The following is an 18,272-nucleotide window of genomic DNA, read 5'->3' as shown; positions in this document are numbered from 1 at the left end:
CGCCATGACCGCGGCCCCCGCCGTGCTGCACCGGGTGCTCGCCGACCCTCCGCTGGACCCGTCCACGTCGGAGGGCCGCTCGCTGCTGCGCCGCGAGCTGCTGCACCCGGAGTACCACCAGCGCAACCTCGTCGAGCAGCTCGTGGACTGGCTCTCCCGCCAGATCGACCGCGGCCTGACGGCGGCCTCGCAGGCACCGCCGCTCTCGACCTTCGCCGGCATGCTCGTCCTCCTGCTGCTGGTGACCGGCCTCGGCTGGCTGCTGTCCCGCGCCCGGCGCACGGCCCGGGCCGCCGAGGTCGAGCGCGCGGTCCTCACCGACGAGCAGGTCACCGCGGCCGAGCTGCGCTTCCGGGCCGAGCGGGCGCTGGCCGAGGGCCGCCACGCGGACGCGGTCGTGGAGGGCTTCCGGGCGATCACGGTGCGCCAGGTCGAGCGCGGCCGCCTCGACGACGCCCCGGGCGCGACGGCGCACGAGGTCGCCGGCTCGCTCGGGTCGACGTACCCCCACCAGCGCACGCGGGTCGACGGCAGCGCCCAGCTCTTCGAGGCCGTGCTGTACGGCGACCGGCCGGCCACCCGCGACCAGGCGAGCGGCGTCCTCGCGCTGGACGACGAGCTGGCGGCCCAGCGATGACGACGACGAGCACCTCCCCGACCGCGGCCGAGACCGGCCCCGGCGGCTGGCTGCGCCGTCAGCGCACCACCCTGCTGCTGGTGGCCGGGGTGGTCGCCGCCCTGCTCGTGGTGGTGTTCGTGGGGGCCGGCGGCGCCCGGACCTCCACCCCGCTGGACCCCGACAACCCGGACCCGGACGGCGCCCGGGCCCTGGCCCGGGTCCTCGAGGACCAGGGGGTCGACGTCACCGTCGTCCGCAGCGCGGGCGCGCTCGAGGACGCCGACACCGGGGCCGGCACCACCGTGCTCGTGACCTCGACCGAGCAGCTCGGCCAGAGCACCACCGACCGGCTGCTCGCGAGCACCCGGCAGGCGCGGCTGGTGCTGGCCGACCCCGGCCCCGGCACCACCGAGGCGCTGGGCGTGAGCGACCTGCCCTACCAGGTGCAGGTGCCCAGCCCGCGGGCCTCGGCGTGCGACGACCCGACGTACGCCGGTCTCGAGATCGAGGTCGACGACGCGCTGGAGTACCCCGTCCCCGGCGGCTGCTTCCGCGGCGAGCACGGGGCGGTCGTGGCGGAGCCGCGCGACGGCGTCGTGCTCTTCGGCGCCGGCGACGCCCTCACCAACGGGCAGGTGCTGCGCGCCGGCAACGCCGCCACCGTGCTGCGGCTGCTCGGGAGCGGCGACCGCCTGGTCTGGTACGTCCCCACCGTCGACGACCTCGTCGGCGACGACGGCGTCAGCCTGCAGACGCTGCTCCCCCGCTGGATCCGGCCTGCCCTCTGGCTCGGCGGGACGGCCGTCCTCGCGCTGGTGCTGTGGCGGGCCCGGCGCTTCGGGGCGCTGTCCAGCGAGCCGTTGCCCGTCGTCGTGAAGGCGATCGAGACGACCCGCAGCCGGGGTCGGCTCTACCGCAAGGCCGGCGACCGCGGGCACGCCGCCGCCGCCCTGCGCCGGGCCGCCCGGACCCGGATGGCCGAGCGGCTGCGCCTCGGCAGCGCCTCCGCGGACACCGTGGTGCGCGACGTCGCCCGCCACGTCGGCCGCCCGGTCGCCGAGGTCGAGGCGCTCCTCGGTCCCGACGCGCCGGCCCCCACCACCGACCACGCCCTGATCACCCTGGCCGAACGACTGGCCGAGCTCGACAGAGAGGTACGCACGACATGAGCGACACCGCCCCACCCCCCACGAACGGCGACCGGTCCGGCGAGGAGGCCCGCGAGCGCCTCGCGGCCGTCCGCACCGAGGTCGCCAAGGCCGTCGTCGGCCAGGACGCCGCGGTCAGCGGCCTGCTGGTCGCCTTGCTCTGCGGCGGGCACGTGCTGATGGAGGGCGTCCCGGGGGTCGCCAAGACGCTCCTGGTCCGCACCCTCGCGGGCGCCCTGTCGGTCGAGACCCGGCGCGTGCAGTTCACGCCCGACCTGATGCCCGGCGACATCACGGGCTCCATGGTCATCGACAGCAACCGGGGCGAGCTCAGCTTCCGCGAGGGGCCGCTGTTCACCAACCTGCTGCTCGCCGACGAGATCAACCGGACGCCGCCGAAGACCCAGTCCGCGCTGCTGGAGGCGATGGAGGAGGGGCAGGTCTCGGTCGACGGGGTCTCGCGCCCGCTGCCCTCGCCGTTCCTCGTGGCCGCGACGCAGAACCCGGTCGAGTACGAAGGCACCTACCCGTTGCCCGAGGCCCAGCTCGACCGCTTCCTGCTCAAGGTCGTGCTGCCGGTCCCCGGGCGCACCGACGAGCTCGAGATCCTGCGCCGCCACGCCGAGGGCTTCGACCCGCGGGACGTGGCCGGGGCCGGCGTCGCCGCCGTCGCCGGCGCCGCCGACATCGCCGCGGGACAGGCCGCCGTACGCCGGGTGCAGGTCTCCCCCGACGTGGCCGGCTACATCGTCGACATCGCCCGGGCCACCCGGGAGTCGCCCTCGCTGTCGCTCGGCGTGAGCCCGCGCGGCGCCACGGCGCTGCTCCGGGCCGCCCGGGCGTGGGCCTGGCTGACCGGGCGCGACTTCGTGACCCCGGACGACGTCAAGGCGCTGGCGCACGCCTCGCTGGTCCACCGGCTCGGGCTGCGGCCGGAGGCCGAGCTCGAGGGCGTCGACGTCGCGCAGGTGCTGTCGAGCGCCCTGGGCTCGGTCCCGGTCCCCCGATGAGCCGCGCCTGATGGCGATCTCCGGCCGCGTCCCCCTCCTCCTGCTGCTGGGTCTGGTCCCGGTGGTGCTGCGTCCTGCCCTCGGCACGACGTGGCTGTGGGTGCTCGCGGTCGCCCTGCTGGTGCTCCTGGACTGGCTGCTGGCCCCTGCGCCCGCAAAGGTGGTGCTCGAGCGGGCGCCGGTCGGGACCGTCCGGATGGGGCACCCGACCTGGACCGCCCTGGTCGCGACCGTCGCCGGCTCCCGCCCGGTGCGCGCGAGCCTGCGCGACGCCTGGCAGCCGACGGCCGGGGCCACCGGCAACCGTCACCGGGTGCGCCTGGCCCCCGGCGGGCGCGAGGTGCTGCGCACCGACCTGCTCCCCCGGCGCCGCGGGGACCTGCGGGCCACCGGCGTCACCGTCCGCACCCGCGGCCCGCTCGGCCTCGCCTCGCGCCAGCAGACCCGGCAGGTCGAGGGCCGGGTCCGCTCGCTGCCGCCCTTCGAGTCCCGCAAGCACCTGCCGAGCCGGCTGGCGCGGCTGCGCGACCTCGACGGCCGGGCCGCGATCCGGGTCCGCGGGCAGGGCACGGAGTTCGACTCGCTCCGGGAGTACGTCCGCGGCGACGACGTCCGCTCGATCGACTGGCGGGCCAGCGCCCGCAACCGCAACGTCGTGGTGCGCACCTGGCAGCCGGAGCGGGACCGCCGCGTGGTGCTGGTCCTCGACACCTCGCGCACCTCGGCCGGCCGGGTCGAGGACGTGCCGCGCCTCGACTCCGCCATGGACGCCGCGCTGCTGCTCGCCGCCCTGGCCGCCCGCGCCGGCGACCGCATCGACTTCGTGGCCGGCGACCGCCGGGTCCGCTCCCGGCTGCGCTCCGCCGGCGCGCGGGACGTCTCGGCCACCCTGCAGGAGGCGATGGCCGACCTCGAGCCCGTGATCGCCGAGGCCGACTGGGCCTCGCTGGCGGGGGCCGTCGCCGGCTTCGGCCGCCAGCGGGCGCTCGTCGTGCTCCTCACCCCGCTCGAGCCGTCCGCCGTCGAGGAGGGGCTGCCGCCGGTCCTGCCGGCCCTGACCCGGCACCACCGCGTGGTGCTCGCCTCCGTCAAGGACCCGGCGCTGGAGCAGCTGGCCGCGACGCGCGGCACCGTCGACGAGGTGTACGACGCGGCCGCGGCCGAGCAGGTGCTCGGACGCCGACGTCGCACCGCCGAGCTGCTGCGGGCGCTCGGGGTCGACGTGGTCGACGCGGACGCCGAGCGCCTCCCGCCAGCCCTGGCCGACCACTACCTCGGACTCAAGGCGCGCGGCCTGTTGTGACGACGCGCGGGCGGACCCGCTCCGGTCGGCCTACGATCCCGTCATGGTGGACGAGCGCCCCTCCGACGGCGGGGACTCCTGCGCCCGGTGCGGCACACCCCTGACGGCCGGGGCCCGCTTCTGCGCGTCCTGCGGCACCCCGGTGGCGGCGCCGGTCGAGCGGGAGACCCGGCGGACCGTGACACTCCTGTTCACCGACGTGACCGGCTCGACCGCCCTGGGCGAACAGCTGGACCCCGAGGCCTACCGCGGGGTGATGGGCCGCTACTTCGACGCCGCGCGGACGGCGGTCGAGCGGCACGGCGGGACCGTCGAGAAGTTCGTCGGCGACGCCGTCCTGGCCGTCTTCGGCGTGCCCGAGGTGCACGAGGACGACGCGCTGCGGGCGGTGCGGGCCGCCGCCGAGCTGAACGCGGCGGTCGCCGCGCTCTCCGAGCGGCTCGCCGAGGAGATCGGCGTGCGCCTGGTCATCCGGACCGGGGTGAACACCGGCTCGGTCGTCACGGGAGCGGCCCGCGCGGGCGGCTCCTTCGCGACGGGCGACGCGGTCAACACGGCGGCCCGGCTCGAGCAGGCCGCGGCTCCCGGCGAGATCCTGCTGGGAGCCGGCACCCACGCCCTGGTGCGCGACGCCGTCGACGCCGTCGCGGTCGACCCGGTCACCGCCAAGGGCAAGGCCGAGCCGGTGCCGGCGTACCGCCTGGTCGCGGTGCGCGACGTGGCCCGCGGACGGCGTCGTCGCGACGACCGGGCGCTGGTGGGCCGCGACCGCGAGACCCGGGCCCTCGACGACGCCCTCGAGCGGACGCTGAGCAGCGGACGGAGCCACCTGGTGACGGTCATCGGGCCGGCCGGCATCGGCAAGAGCCGCCTCGTGACGGACTTCCTCACCCGGATCGGCGACCGCGCGGGGGTCGCCGCAGGCCGGTGCGTGTCGTACGGCGCCGGGATCACCTACTGGCCACTCGTCCAGGCGTTGCGCGAAGCCGCCGGACTCACCGGCACCGAGTCCGACGAGCTGACCCGGCACGCGCTGGCGCGCGCCCTGGCCGGGGCGTCCGACGCGGACCAGGTCGTCGACGTCCTCATGCCGCTGCTGGGCAAGGCCGGGACGGCGCACGGCAGCGACGACACCGCCTGGGCCGTACGCCGCCTGCTGGAGGAGCTCGCGACCCGACGCCCCCTGGTGCTGACCGTCGACGACCTGCACTGGGCCGAGCCGACGCTGCTCGAGCTCCTCGAGCGGGTGCGCGACGAGGTGGCGGACCTGCCGCTGCTGCTGGTGTGCCAGGCACGGCCCGAGCTGCTCGAGGACCACCCGACCTGGGGCTCGGGTGCCCTCAACTCGCTCACGTTCGGCCTCGATCCGCTCACCGAGCGCGAGACCGACGAGTCCGTCGCGTCGCTCCTGGGGGCCGACCTGCCGGGGGGTCTCGGTGAGGCCGTCGCGGCGTGGTCCGGAGGCAACCCGCTGTTCGTCGAGGAGATCGTGGCGCACCTGGTCGAGTCCGGGGTGCTGCGGCGCGACGACGGCGGGTCGTGGCTACTCGCCGGTGAGGTGCACCAGGACCGGTTGCCGCCCACCGTGTCCGCCCTGCTGGCCTCGCGCCTGGGCCGGCTGCCGGTCGCGGAGCGCGAGCTCCTCGAACGGGTCTCGGTCGTGGGTCTGGAGTTCACGGCCGACGACGCGAGCCTGCTGGCGGACCCCGGAGCGGCCGCGGACCTGCCCGGCCTGCTGGCCGCCCTCGGCCGCCGCGACCTGCTGCGACGCATGCGGTCCTCGGCCGGCGAGACCTGGGCGTTCAAGCACATCTTGGTGCGGGACGCGGCCTACGACGCGCTCGCCAAGTCCCTCCGCGCCGACCTCCACGAGCGCTTCGCCGACGGCATGGCCACCTCGGTGGGCGAGGGAGGGGGCGAGCGCCTCGCGTTCGTCGCCCACCACCTCGAACAGGCCGCCCGCTACCGCCGCGAGCTGGCCGGGCGCTCCCCCCTGGTCGACGCGCTCGTGACGCGGGCCGTGGAGGCACTCGTCGAGGCCGCCCACGAGGCCCGCGACCGGGAGGAGATGGAGCTCGGGTTGCAGCTGCTCGACCGCGCCCTCGCCCTCGCCCCACCGCTCGGGGCGGACCGGCGGCTGGTGCTCGAGAACCGGGCACACCTGCAGGCGGACCTGACCGACTACGACGGTCTCGCCGCCACGCTCGACGCGTTCGAGGCGAGCCTGGACGACCACGCGACGCCGGTCGAGCGTGCCTTCCTGCACAGCGCCCGCCTGGAGGTGGCCATCGGCACCAGCCAGGAGGTCGACCCCGTCGAACTCGATCGCGCCGGCGCCCTGCTGGCCGATCTGGCGCGGACGACCGGCCAGACGTCGTACCTCGTCCACGGGCTACGAGGCCGGTCCGCCGCGAGCACGGTCTCGGCGCTGTGGGTGCAGGCCGCCGCCGTCAGCGAGGAGGCGATGGCGGTCGGCCGACCCGCCGACGTCCGGAACGCGCGCTCACTCCGCGGGGCCTCCCGGTACTTCGGGGAGATGCCGCTCCGAGAGGTCGCGCGCCAGATCGAGGAGGAGACGGCGAGCGGCGACCGCACCGCCGTGCGCCACCGCCTGCGCCGCGCCGCACTCGAGGCGATCGTCGCCGCGGCGGACATGGCGCCGGATGCCGCCGTCAGGCTGGCGGAGGCGCAGGCGGTGGCCGAGGAGCTGATCGCCTCCGGCAAGCGCCTGTCGCAGGTCTTCCTCATCGATGCCTACCACCTCCACCGGGACCTGGACGCGGCCATCGCCTACACCCAGGTCGTCTGTGACAACTTCCGGGAGATCGGCGACACCGGGCATGCCTCGACCTACGTCCTGATGCAGGCGGCGATGATGCTCGAGCGCGGCGACGACGCGGCCGAGGTGCTGCCGCTCGTGGAGGAGGGAGCCCGCTACACGGCACGGTTCGACGTCCTGTCGACGGCCTACCTCGCCACCTGCCGGGCCGTCGTGGCGGCGCGTTCCGGTGACCTCGACCTGGCGTGGACGCTCACCCAGGAGGCGCTCGCGGCCGTCGACCGGACCGACCAGTTGTGGCAGCAGGCCGAGCTGCGCCGGTTCCTCGCCGAGATTCCTCGCCGCCGCGGAGAGGCCGAGCGTGAGGCAGCGATGCTGCGCGTGGCCGTGGACTGCTTCCGTACCAAGGAGATCCGCACCTTCGACGCGGAGCTGCGAGCGCGGCTGGACGAGCTGGGCGACCTCGATCCGGCCCGGCAGGGCTAGGGGAGGTCAGGCCTGGGTGGCGACCCGGTCCTCGAGCAGGGCGGCGTCGATGTCGCCGGTCTGGCCGCGCGCGACCGCCGCGCGGCCGATGACGAACACGTAGGCGAAGAACACGCTCTCGGCCAGGATCCCGATGCCGATCCGCGCCCAGGTGGGCAGGCCGGACGGGGTCACGAACGCCTCGATGAGCCCGCTGACGAACAGCACCGCGACCAGGCCCAGCGCGACGGTCCCCGCGGTGCGGCCCTCCCGGGCGAGCGACTGGCTGCGGGTCAGCTCTCCCGGCTCGACCCACGACCAGAACAGCCGCAGCCCGACGCCTCCGGCCACGAACACCGCGGTCAGCTCGAGCAGCCCGTGCGGGAGGATCAGCCCCCAGAAGTGCCCGCCGCGGTCGTGCCGGGTCATGATCGAGCCGATGATGGCGAGGTTCGCGATGTTGCGGAAGAGCAGCACCACGACCGGGAACCCCAGCACGCCGAGCGCGAGGCAGAGCGCCGAGACCCACGCGTTGTTGACCCACACCTGCGCGGCGAAGTGCCCGGCGGCGTACTGGCTGTAGTAGCCCTCGAAGTCCTGGTTGACGAGCTGGTCGACCTCCTGCGGCGACAGCAGCGACTGCTCGACGTCGGGGTGGTCGAGCAGCCAGAGCATCATCACCGCCGTCACCAGGACGTTGGCGGCGAGCGTGCCGAGACACCACCAGCGCAAGCGGTAGAGCGCGGCGGGGAACCGGTCGACGAAGAAGCCGGCGACGCCGCGCCAGGTGCCGACGCGGGTGCCGGCGGCCCGGTTGCGCGCGCGGGAGAGCAGGGAGGACAGGTGCGCGACGAGGGTCGCGTCCGGTGCGGACGTGCGGACGACCGAGAGGTGCGTGGCGACCTGCTGGTAGCGCTCGACGAACTCGTCGCTCTCCTCGCCGGACAGCCGGCGGCGCCGGGTCAGCTCCTCGAGCCGCTGCCACTCGGGGTGGTGCGCGAGCACGTAGGCGTCGAGGTCCACGTGATCACCTTATGCTCACGGTGATGTCCGCTCCGGAGTTCGCGACCCTGACGAGCGACGACCTCGTCACCGGCGAGGCCGTCGCCCTCGACCTGCCCCCTGCGGGTCTCGGCTCGCGGCTCGTGTCCGGGTTGATCGACGTGATCGTGACGGTGCTGCTGCTGGTCGGCATCGTGCTGCTCTTCACGGTCGCCGCGCTGCAGACCGACCAGGCGCTGCTGACCGTGGCCTTCATCGGGACGATGGTCCTGGTCTTCCTCGTCTTCCCCACCACGGTCGAGACGCTCACCCGGGGCAAGTCGATCGGCAAGTGGGCGATGGGGCTGCGCACCGTCCGCGACGACGCGGGGCCGATCTCCTTCCAGCACGCGTTCGTGCGGTCGCTGATCGCGATCGTCGAGATCTACGCGTTCTCCGGCGGGCCGGCGTTCTTCTCCGCGCTGCTGAGCTCGCGCGGGAAGCGGTTGGGCGACTACGCCGCCGGGACGTACGTCGTGCGCGAACGGGTCAAGCTCCGGCTGGCGCCCCCCGCCGCGATGCCGCCGCCGCTGGCGGACTGGGCCCGCGCGGCCGACATGGCCTCGCTGCCGACCGGCCTCGCGCTCGCCGTCCGGCAGTTCCTCGGGCGCCTGCCGCAGATCGACGCGGCCTCCCGCGCCACGATCGGCGGCCGCCTGGCCGAGCAGGTGGCGGCGTACGTCGCTCCCCCGCCGCCGCCCGGCACCCCGCCCGAGGCGTTCCTCGCCGCGGTCGTCGCCTCGCGGCGCGAGCGGGACGCCGCCCGGCTGGCCCGTGAGGCCGACCTGCGCCGGCGGCTCACCGCCCGACGCTGACCGCCGGGTCGGCGCGTCTGCGGACCCGGGGACCACCGAGTCGGCGCGTCTGCAGACGCCCGCGGCTACTGCGAGGCGATCCGCAGCGTGCCGGTCGGGTCGTCGAAGCGCTCCTCGCAGGCCCGGCTGGTGACCGAGCACGCGTAGAGCACGTGGTTGCCGGTCCGCACGCTGCTGCTGGCCAGCACGAGGAAGTCGTCCTCGTCCTGCCAGGTCAGCGCGAGCGCGGTCATGTCGGCGGCGTACCCGGTGAAGCCGCGGGTCTGGTCGCCGGTGCGGGTGTCCACGAGGAACAGGGCCGGCCGCATGCCCTGGTCGCGCTCGACGTCGTCGCGCCCGGCGGCGTACGTCGTCCCGTCGGGCGACAGCGAGCCGGTGGTGCCCCCGAGGTTGCCCAGGCGCCGGGTGCCGTCCGCGCTGTCGTAGAACTCGATGCCGGTCCGGGTGTGCACGGCCAGCGTGTCCCCGGCGAGCTCGGCGCGCAGCGGGTCGCCGTTCGAGTCGATCTCGAAGGACTGGTCGGGCAGCCGCAGCGAGAGACGGTCCCCCTCGTCCTCGACCCAGCGGGTGCCGTCCGTCGCCATGAGCCGGGTCTGCTGGTCGAGCAGCGGCACCGACTCGGTGTCCCGGTCGCTGACGACCGCCCGCAGGTGCAGGCGGTTGCCGAGGTCGACGTACCCCAGGAACTCGCCGGTCTTGTCGAGCCAGGCGCGCTGGACCGGGTCTCCTCCGGCGAGCGGGCGGGCGTCGCCCGGCCGGCCGTCGGCGTCGACCGGGAGCAGCTGCAGCCGGCTGTCGCCGTCGATGACGACGACCCCGTCCGGACCGCTGCCGAGCACCTCCTCGACGCGCTGGTCGGTGGCGTACGAGCCGCCGTCGGGCAGCAGCTCCTGCAGCCTGCCCTCGAGGGCGAGGGGCACGCGACCGCTCGACAGGGTGGCGGGGGCCGGGTTCGGGGCGCCGGCGGGGTCGGTGAACCGGTCGCGGTCGGGGCCCGCGCCGCCTCCGGTGGACGTCACGGCGAGCGCGGAGCCCACGACGGTCACGGCGGCGGCCGCGGCGACGAGCGAGCGGCCCGCCGTACGACGCCGCCGCTCGGCCCGGACGCGGGCCTGGAAGGCGACGCGGTCGACGACGGGGACCTCGACGGCGGCGCCGACGTGGGTGAGGGACTCGCGGATCTCGGTGCTGGTCATGACATCTCCTCGACGAGCTGCAGGTCGGGCAGGGCGGCACGCAGCCGCTTGAGGGCGTGGTGGGTCTGGCTCTTGACGGCACCCACGGAGCAGCCGAGCTCCCGGGCGGTGGCGGCCTCGGTGAGGTCCTCGACGTACCGCAGCACGAGCGTGGCCCGCATCCGCGGCGGCAGCCGCCGGATCTCGTCCCACAGCGCGAGGTGGTCGGCCCGGACGTCGAGCCCGCCGGCGTGCCCCGCGTCGGGGAGCTCGTCGGTCGGGACCTCGCGGCCGCGCCGGCGCCACTGGCGCGACATCTGGTGCACCATCGCCTGCCGGACGTAGGCGTCGGCCGCGCGCTTGTCGCGGATGCCGTCCCAGCGGACGCAGGTGCGCGCCAGCGCACCCTGGAGCAGGTCCTCGGCCTCGTGCCGGTCCCCGGTGAGGAGGTACGCCGTGCGGTACAGCGGCGCCCAGCGAGCCTCCATGAACTCGCTGAACTCGATCTCTGGTCCCGCCATGTGTGGTGCCTCCCGAGGTCCGGTGCCGTCAGGAGGAGAAGACACCGGGGCGGGGCGAAAGGTTGAGGCTCACATCGAGTCCGTGACGGGCTCGCCGATCGCCTGCTCGGGATCGCCCGGACCGTCCTCGCCCGCGCGACGCGGGATGAGCAGGCACAGCACCGCGGCGCCGAGGCACAGGCCGCCGGCCGTCATCCACGCGGCGAAGTAGTCGCCGTACGCCGTCCGGATCCAGCCGGCGTAGCTCGCGGCGACCCCGGCCCCGACCATGTGCGCGGCGAAGACCCAGCCGAAGACCACGCCGGCCCGCGCCGCCCCGAAGTGCTGGCGGCACAGCGCCACCGTCGGTGGCACGGTCGCCACCCAGTCGAGGCCGTAGAACAGGATGAAGACGAACAGGCTCGGGTGCACGTCGGGGCCGAGCAGCGCGGGGACGACCAGCAGCGAGAGGCCGCGGAAGAAGTAGTAGCCGAACAGCAGGTAGCGGCTGTCGACCCGGTCGGTCAGCCATCCGCTCGCGATGGTGCCGATGATGTCGAAGACGCCGATCAGGGCGAGCAGGTTCGCGCTGGTGCCGGCCGGCATCCCGTGGTCGTGCGCGGCCGGGATGAAGTGCGTGCCGATCAGGCCGTTGGTCGACCAGCCGCAGATCCAGAACGAGACGAACAGGATCCAGAAGGTCCGCGACCGGGCGCTCTCGCGGAGCGTGTCGACGGCGACCCGGGCGGCGCCGCGGGTCTCGGTCACGGGCTCCGGAGTCCAGTCCGGCCCGGCGCCGTACGGCGTGGTGCCGACGTCGGCCGGGTGGTCGCGCAGGATCCACCAGACGAGCGGGACGAGCGCGAGCGCGAAGGCCGTGACCAGGCCGGCCGCCCAGCGCCAGCCCGGCCCCTCGGCCAGGTGGGCGATCGCGGGCAGGAACACCAGCTGCCCGGTCGAGCTCGCGGCGGAGAAGACCCCGACGACGACACCCCGGTGGGCGACGAACCACCGGTTCGCCACGATCGCGCCGAAGACCAGCGCCAGCGAGCCGGTCCCGATCCCGACCGCGAAGCCCCAGAGCAGCCACAGCTGCCAGGCGCTGGTCATGACCAGCGTGAGACCCGCCCCCAGGGCGACCAGCGCGAGCGCCGCGGCCACCACCCGGCGTACGCCGAAGCGCTCCATCAGGGCGGCGGCGAAGGGCGCCGTGAGGCCGTAGACGACCAGGTTGAGGCTGACCGCGCCGCTCGTGGTCGCGCGCGACCAGCCGAACTCGTTCTCGAGCGGCTCGAGCAGCGCCCCGGTCGACGAGCGGAAGCCCGCGGCGGCGATCAGGGCACCCATCGTGATCGCGGCGACCAGCCAGGCACGGTGGAAGCGGGGCGCTCCGGTGGGCGTCCCGGTGGAGGCGTCGGTCGTCGCGGTCACCCGTCGAGCCTAGGCCCGGCGGCGCCCCGCGAGCAGCCCGAGAACGGTCACCGGACCACGACATCGCGCCAACCCCTTGCGAGGATGGGGCCATGACCGACGTGACCCCGCTGTGGGACTTCGACGACCCGGCCGGCTCCGAGCGGCGCTTCCGCGAGGCCGCCGACCAGGCCGAGGGCGAGGACCGGCTGGTCCTGATGACCCAGGTGGCCCGTGCCCTCGGCCTGCAGGAGAGGTACGACGACGGGCACGCCGTCCTGGACGACCTGGCGCCCACCGAGCCCGAGGCCGCCGTCCGGGTGGTGCTCGAGCGCGGCCGGCTCCTCCGCTCCGGCGGCTCCCCCGACGAGGCGCGCCCCCAGTTCGAGGCGGCGGTCACGACGGCCGCGACCGAGGGGCTCGACGTGCTGCACGTCGACGCCCTCCACATGCTGGCCCTGGTCGCCTCCCCGGACGAGCAGGCCGCCCTGCACGCGCGGGCCCTCGACGTGGCGCGCCGCTCGGAGGACCCGCAGGCGCGCGACTGGGACGCCTCGCTGCTCAACAACGTCGGCATGGCGCACGCGGACGCGCACGACTTCGCGGCCGCGCTGGGTGCCTTCGAGGAGGCGTTGGCCGCCCGGGAGCGGATCGGCGACCCCGCCCGCACCCGGGTCGCCCGCTGGATGGTGGCCTGGGCACTGCGGAACCTCGGCCGCACCGACGAGGCCCGCGAGCGCCAGCGCGCGCTCAAGGCCGAGCTGGACGCCGCCGGCCTGCAGGACGAGTACGTCGACGAGGAGCTCGCCCTGCTCGAGGGCTGAACCCGTTGCCGATGACCGGCGGCCGTCGTACCGTCGAGAGGTGCACCAGGGTTCCGGCACCCAGAGCCTCGAGCTCCTGGCGGTGGTCGCTCTGCTGCTCGTCGCGATCCGCCACCGCCACGCTCTGGCGCGCCCCTGCCGGGCGCTCGCCCGCCGGATCCGTCCGCCGAGGCTCCAGCCGCTCGGACGGCCGATCGAGGACATCGCCTTCGACGCACGGCGGCTGCGGGTGCGCTTCCGCTACCCGCCGGCCGGCATCCGCTTCGCGAAGTACGAAGGCCTGCGCTGCGCCTACGACCGGGTCCTCGCCGAGGCCTGCACGGCCCTGGACCACCCGCACCTGTTCGACGTGGTGCGGCCGGGCACCGAGCTTGACGCCGAGCGGTACCGCGTCGAGGACCTCCTCGACCGCTACGGCTTCCGCCTCCAGGACGCCCTCTAGCCGGACCGGCCGGGCAACCCTCACTCAGGCCTCGACGCGGCGGTAGGTCAGGTCGGTGATCTGCCGGTCGACGGCCAGGCCCTTGCGCTCGAACTTGGTCAGCGGCCGCTCGTCCCAGCGCTCCACCACGCCGCCCTCGAGGAGCGGCTCGGCGTCGAGCACCTCGACCATCTGCTCGGCGTACTCCGCCCAGTCGGTCGCCAGCCGCCACGCCCCGCCCGGCACCAGCCGCGAGGCCGCCAGGGACGCGAACTCCGGCGTCACCATCCGGCGCTTGTGGTGCCGCTTCTTGTGCCACGGGTCCGGGAAGAACGTCCACAGCTCCGTCACGCTGCCCGGCGCGAGCAGGTGCTCCAGCGACCAGACCGCGTCGACCGTGCACCAGCGGACGTTCGTGGCGCCGGCGTCCGCCACCCGCCCCAGCGCCTCGGCGACCCCGGGCGTCCAGACCTCGAAGGCCAGGACGTCGTACGCCGGCCGCGTGGCCGCAAGCGCGGCCGTGGCCTCGCCGACGCCGGGCCCGATCTCGACGACCAGCGGTGCCTCGCGGCCGAACCACGTCGCGAACGAGAAGCCGGGGTCGTCCACGGCGGCGTCCGGGATGACCCACCCGTCGTGGTGGGCGTCCCACGCCGCCTGCTGCTTCGGCGTGAACCGGCTCCCCCGCCGCGCGTAGGTCAGCACCTCGCGGACCCGGCGCCCGTCCTCGGTCACGCGCTCGTGCGGGCGCTCGCGCCGCGTCTGCTCGACCCCGCTCACCGCGCGGCGTCCCGGTGCCCGTTGGCCGCCCGCACGTAGCTCTCGGCCGTGACCAGGCAGCCGGTCTTGCCGGCCGCGGTCGTCTCGACGTTCGCCATCCGCCGCCACAGCAGGACGAGCTCGCCGGCCGCCACCGCGGCCTCGCGGTCGTGGGGCTCGGTGGGACCGGACCCCTCCTTGAAGGCGGCGTACGACGCCGCGGAGGCGTCCGCCTTGCGCAGCGACACGCGCTCGATCTCGAGCCACAGCTCGCCCGGCGACAGCGCCTCGGGGTGCCCCAGCACCGCCAGCCGGTCCAGCCAGTGCGTCAGCGTCTGCTCGGCGTCGATCGAGCGCAGCAGGCTCCAGCTGCCGTAGCCCTGGGTCCGCAGGAACGCCTGCACCGCTGCCCCGGTCACGAGGTCCCACCCGCCGCGCTCCTGCAGCAGCGCGAGGGCCCTGCGCTCGTCCTCCACGTCCATGAGCCCATTCTCCCCACGACCCCCGTGGCACACGAAACCGCCGGGACGACAGAACGGCCCCGGACCGAGGTCCGGGGCCGTTCTGGTGGTTCAGCTGCTGGTCAGAGACCAGCCGGGATCACTTGGTGATCTTGGTGACGCGGCCGGCACCGACGGTGCGGCCACCCTCACGGATCGCGAAGCGAAGACCCTCGTCCATGGCGATGGGCTGGATCAGCTCGACGACCATCTCGGTGTTGTCGCCGGGCATGACCATCTCGGTGCCCTCGGGCAGGGTCACGACGCCAGTCACGTCCGTGGTGCGGAAGTAGAACTGGGGACGGTAGTTGTTGAAGAACGGCGTGTGGCGGCCGCCCTCCTCCTTCGAGAGGATGTAGACCGAGGCCTCGAAGTTGGTGTGCGGGGTCGTGGTGCCCGGCTTGATGACGACCATGCCGCGCTCGATGTCCTCGCGCTTGGTGCCACGGAGCAGGAGGCCGACGTTCTCGCCCGCCTGGCCCTCGTCGAGCAGCTTGCGGAACATCTCGACGCCGGTGACGGTCGACTTCTGGGCCTTCTCGCGGATGCCGATGATCTCGACCTCCTCGTTGACCTTGACGATGCCGCGCTCGATGCGACCGGTGATGACCGTGCCGCGACCGGTGATCGTGAAGACGTCCTCGACGGGCATGAGGAACGGCTTGTCCGTCTCACGGGCCGGGGTCGGGATGGCCTCGTCGACCGCGTTCATCAGCTCGATGATCGACTCGCCCCACTTCTCGTCGCCCTGGAGCGCCGGGAAGGCAGCAACGCGCACGACCGGGATGTCGTCGCCGTCGAACTCGTACTCGGAGAGGAGCTCGCGCACCTCCATCTCGACGAGCTCGATGAGCTCCTCGTCGTCGACCATGTCGCACTTGTTGAGCGCCACGACCAGGGCCGGCACGCCGACCTGGCGGGCGAGCAGCACGTGCTCACGCGTCTGCGGCATCGGGCCGTCGGTGGCGGCGACCACGAGGATCGCACCGTCCATCTGCGCCGCGCCGGTGATCATGTTCTTGATGTAGTCGGCGTGACCGGGGCAGTCGACGTGGGCGTAGTGACGCGCCTCGGTCTGGTACTCGACGTGCGCGATCGAGATCGTGATGCCGCGCTGACGCTCCTCGGGAGCCTTGTCGATCTCGTCGAACGCCGAAGCGGCGTTCAGGTTGGGGTACTTGTCGTGCAGCACCTTCGTGATCGCTGCGGTCAGCGTCGTCTTACCGTGGTCGATGTGACCAATGGTGCCGATGTTGACGTGCGGCTTGGTCCGCTCGAACTTCGCCTTAGCCACTGGGGCTCCTCCTGGTGTGTTGTTACTTGACTCGTACGTGTGGGATGAAACCGAGGGTCCGTGCTGTGAAGCAGAGGCTTATTCGCCGCGGACCTTCTTGATGATCTCGTCGGCGATGTTCGAAGGAACCTCGGCGTACGAGTCGAACTCCATCGAGTACGAAGCCTGGCCGGAGGTCTTGGACCTCAGGTCGCCAACGTACCCGAACATCTCGGACAGCGGCACGAGGGCGTTGATGACCATGTCACCGTGACGCTCCTCCTGTGCCTGGATCTGGCCGCGGCGGCTGTTGATGTCGCCGATGACGGTGCCGAGGAACGACTCGGGGGTCGTCACCTCCACCGCGAACATCGGCTCCAGCAGCACCGGCTTGGCCATGCGTGCGGCCTCCTTGAAGGCCTGGTTGCCGGCGATCTTGAACGCGAGCTCGGACGAGTCGACGTCGTGGTAGGCGCCGTCCTCGAGGGAGAACTTCACGTCCACCATCGGGTAGCCGGCGAGGACGCCGAACTCCATGGCCTCCTGGCCACCCTGGTCGACCGACGGGATGTACTCACGCGGGATGCGACCACCGGACACGTTGTTCACGAACTCGTAGCCGGCACCGGTGCCGGTCTCGGGGTCGATGTTCGGGCCGAGGGAGATGACGACCTTCGCGAACTGACCCGAGCCACCGGTCTGCTTCTTGTGCGTGTAGCTGTGCTTGCTGACCTCCTTGCGGAGGGTCTCGCGGTAGGCGACCTGCGGCTTGCCGACGGTGGCCTCGACGCGGAACTCGCGCTTCATGCGGTCGACGAGGATCTCCAGGTGGAGCTCGCCCATGCCGGCGATGATCGTCTGGCCCGTCTCCTCGTCGGCCTTGACCGTGAAGGTGGGGTCCTCGTCCGACAGGCGCTGGATCGCGGTGCCGAGCTTCTCCTGGTCGCTCTTCGTCTTGGGCTCGATCGCGACCTCGATCACCGGGGCCGGGAACGTCATCGACTCGAGGATGACCGGGTTCTGCGGGTCGGCCAGGGTGTGGCCGGTCTTGGTGTCCTTGAGGCCCATGACGGCCACGATCTGGCCGGCGCCGACCGACGCGATCTCCTCACGCTTGTTCGCGTGCATCTGGTAGACCTTGCCGATCCGCTCCTTGCGGCCGTTGACCGAGTTGACCACGGTCGTGCCCGCCTCGAGCTTGCCCGAGTAGACGCGGACGTAGATCAGCTTGCCGAGGTGCGGGTCCGTGGCGATCTTGTAGGCGAGGCCGGAGAACGGCTCGTCGTCGGAAGGCTTGCGGATGACCTCGACGGTCTCGTCCTTGACGGAGTGACCGACGATGCCCTCGATGTCGAGCGGCGAGGGGAGGTACTTCACGACGGCGTCGAGCAGGGGCTGGACGCCCTTGTTCTTGAACGCGGTGCCGCACAGGACCGGGTTGAGCTTGTCGGCGAGGGTGGCGCGACGGATCGCGGCCTCGAGCTCCTCGACGGTGAACTCACCCTCCTCGAGGAACTTCTCCATGATGACGTCGTCGGCGTCCGAGAGGGTCTCGAGCAGCTTCTCGCGGTACTCCGCGGCCTGCTCGGCCATCTCGGCCGGGATCTCCTCGACGTCGTAGTCCTCGCCCATGGTCGTCTCGCCGCGCCACGTGAGCGCGCGCATGCCGACCAGGTCGATGACACCGAGGAAGTCGCCCTCGGCGCCGATCGGGAGCTGGAGGACCAGCGGGGTGGAGTTGAGGCGGTCGACCATCATGTCGACGCAGCGGAAGAAGTCCGCGCCGGTGCGGTCCAGCTTGTTCACGAAGCACATCCGCGGGACGGAGTACTTGTTCGCCTGGCGCCACACGGTCATCGTCTGCGGCTCGACACCGGCGACACCGTCGAACACCGCGACGGCGCCGTCGAGGACGCGCAGCGAGCGCTCGACCTCGGCGGTGAAGTCCACGTGGCCGGGGGTGTCGATGATGTTGATCTGGTGGTTCTTCCACCAGCAGGTCGTCGCGGCGGACGTGATGGTGATGCCGCGCTCCTGCTCCTGCTCCATCCAGTCCATGACGGCAGCGCCGTCGTGGACCTCACCGATCTTGTAGGAGATACCGGTGTAGAAGAGGATCCGCTCGGTGGTGGTGGTCTTGCCGGCGTCGATGTGAGCCATGATGCCGATGTTGCGGACCTTGTTCAGGTCCGTGGTGATGTCGACAGCCACTGTGGTCAGCGTCCTTAGA

General features: G+C 73.4%; 16 protein-coding genes. 8 read left to right on the top strand and 8 right to left on the bottom strand.

Translation table 11 applies throughout. The annotated features are described in order from the left end of the window. The first annotated feature begins 4 nt into the window (after positions 1-4). The 5 genes from H5V45_RS15430 to H5V45_RS15410 are packed head-to-tail and all read left to right on the top strand — an operon-like array spanning position 5 to position 7,345. A complete protein-coding gene (locus H5V45_RS15430; RefSeq protein ID WP_185253743.1) occupies positions 5-637 on the top strand; it encodes a DUF4129 domain-containing protein in 633 nt (210 codons plus the stop codon). Continuing rightward, positions 634-1,788: a DUF4350 domain-containing protein gene (locus H5V45_RS15425; protein WP_185253742.1), complete on the top strand. Its 1,155-nt coding sequence runs from the start codon at positions 634-636 to the stop codon at positions 1,786-1,788. Before H5V45_RS15430 ends, H5V45_RS15425 begins: the two co-directional genes overlap by 4 nt. Further along, positions 1,785-2,777 carry an AAA family ATPase gene (locus tag H5V45_RS15420; protein ID WP_185253741.1) on the top strand — a complete coding sequence of 331 codons (993 nt, stop codon included), beginning with the start codon at positions 1,785-1,787 and terminating at the stop codon, positions 2,775-2,777. Before H5V45_RS15425 ends, H5V45_RS15420 begins: the two co-directional genes overlap by 4 nt. A 10-nt stretch (positions 2,778-2,787) precedes the next feature. Then, positions 2,788-4,080 carry a DUF58 domain-containing protein gene (locus H5V45_RS15415; RefSeq protein WP_185253740.1) on the top strand — a complete coding sequence of 431 codons (1,293 nt, stop codon included), beginning with the start codon at positions 2,788-2,790 and terminating at the stop codon, positions 4,078-4,080. Between the two features lie 43 nt (positions 4,081-4,123). Continuing rightward, positions 4,124-7,345 carry an adenylate/guanylate cyclase domain-containing protein gene (locus tag H5V45_RS15410; RefSeq protein ID WP_185253739.1) on the top strand — a complete coding sequence of 1,074 codons (3,222 nt, stop codon included), beginning with the start codon at positions 4,124-4,126 and terminating at the stop codon, positions 7,343-7,345. A 6-nt stretch (positions 7,346-7,351) separates the two neighbouring features. On the opposite strand, the gene H5V45_RS15405 is transcribed toward H5V45_RS15410, so the two are convergent. After that, positions 7,352-8,347, bottom strand: coding sequence for a stage II sporulation protein M (locus tag H5V45_RS15405; protein WP_185253738.1), 996 nt, complete (start codon positions 8,345-8,347; stop codon positions 7,352-7,354). A gap of 23 nt (positions 8,348-8,370) precedes the next feature. Between H5V45_RS15405 and H5V45_RS15400 the strand changes: the two genes are divergently transcribed. After that, positions 8,371-9,180 carry an RDD family protein gene (locus tag H5V45_RS15400; RefSeq protein WP_185253737.1) on the top strand — a complete coding sequence of 270 codons (810 nt, stop codon included), beginning with the start codon at positions 8,371-8,373 and terminating at the stop codon, positions 9,178-9,180. 65 nt (positions 9,181-9,245) lie between these two features. On the opposite strand, the gene H5V45_RS15395 is transcribed toward H5V45_RS15400, so the two are convergent. The 3 genes from H5V45_RS15395 to H5V45_RS15385 form a co-directional block, all read right to left on the bottom strand. Further along, a complete protein-coding gene (locus tag H5V45_RS15395; protein ID WP_185253736.1) occupies positions 9,246-10,376 on the bottom strand; it encodes a hypothetical protein in 1,131 nt (376 codons plus the stop codon). Continuing rightward, on the bottom strand, positions 10,373-10,876 hold the full coding sequence (locus tag H5V45_RS15390) for a SigE family RNA polymerase sigma factor (protein WP_185253735.1): 504 nt from the start codon (positions 10,874-10,876) through the stop codon (positions 10,373-10,375). Before H5V45_RS15390 ends, H5V45_RS15395 begins: the two co-directional genes overlap by 4 nt. Positions 10,877-10,945: 69 nt before the next feature. Continuing rightward, a complete protein-coding gene (locus H5V45_RS15385; RefSeq protein ID WP_343061585.1) occupies positions 10,946-12,286 on the bottom strand; it encodes an MFS transporter in 1,341 nt (446 codons plus the stop codon). 92 nt (positions 12,287-12,378) lie between these two features. Between H5V45_RS15385 and H5V45_RS15380 the strand changes: the two genes are divergently transcribed. Further along, a complete protein-coding gene (locus H5V45_RS15380) occupies positions 12,379-13,089 on the top strand; it encodes a tetratricopeptide repeat protein (protein WP_185253734.1) in 711 nt (236 codons plus the stop codon). 40 nt (positions 13,090-13,129) lie between these two features. Next, on the top strand, positions 13,130-13,531 hold the full coding sequence (locus H5V45_RS15375) for a hypothetical protein (protein ID WP_185253733.1): 402 nt from the start codon (positions 13,130-13,132) through the stop codon (positions 13,529-13,531). Between the two features lie 24 nt (positions 13,532-13,555). Here H5V45_RS15375 and trmB read toward each other — a convergent pair whose 3' ends face one another. The 4 genes from trmB to fusA all read right to left on the bottom strand — a co-directional run bounded on the left by trmB (position 13,556) and on the right by fusA (position 18,253). After that, a complete protein-coding gene (gene trmB / locus H5V45_RS21950; protein WP_185253732.1) occupies positions 13,556-14,290 on the bottom strand; it encodes a tRNA (guanosine(46)-N7)-methyltransferase TrmB in 735 nt (244 codons plus the stop codon). After that, entirely contained in the window at positions 14,287-14,751 is a 465-nt protein-coding gene (locus H5V45_RS15365; protein WP_185253731.1) for a hypothetical protein, read from the bottom strand. Before H5V45_RS15365 ends, trmB begins: the two co-directional genes overlap by 4 nt. A 118-nt stretch (positions 14,752-14,869) precedes the next feature. Further along, positions 14,870-16,063, bottom strand: coding sequence for an elongation factor Tu (gene tuf / locus H5V45_RS15360; RefSeq protein ID WP_185253730.1), 1,194 nt, complete (start codon positions 16,061-16,063; stop codon positions 14,870-14,872). 78 nt (positions 16,064-16,141) lie between these two features. After that, complete coding sequence (gene fusA / locus H5V45_RS15355; RefSeq protein ID WP_185253729.1) at positions 16,142-18,253, bottom strand: elongation factor G; 2,112 nt, start codon at positions 18,251-18,253, stop codon at positions 16,142-16,144. Positions 18,254-18,272: the final 19 nt, after the last annotated feature.

It is taken from the genome of Nocardioides luti, from assembly GCF_014212315.1.
GTDB classification, from domain to species: Bacteria; Actinomycetota; Actinomycetes; order Propionibacteriales; family Nocardioidaceae; genus Nocardioides; species Nocardioides luti.
This window is presented reverse-complemented; position numbering and strand designations above follow the sequence as displayed.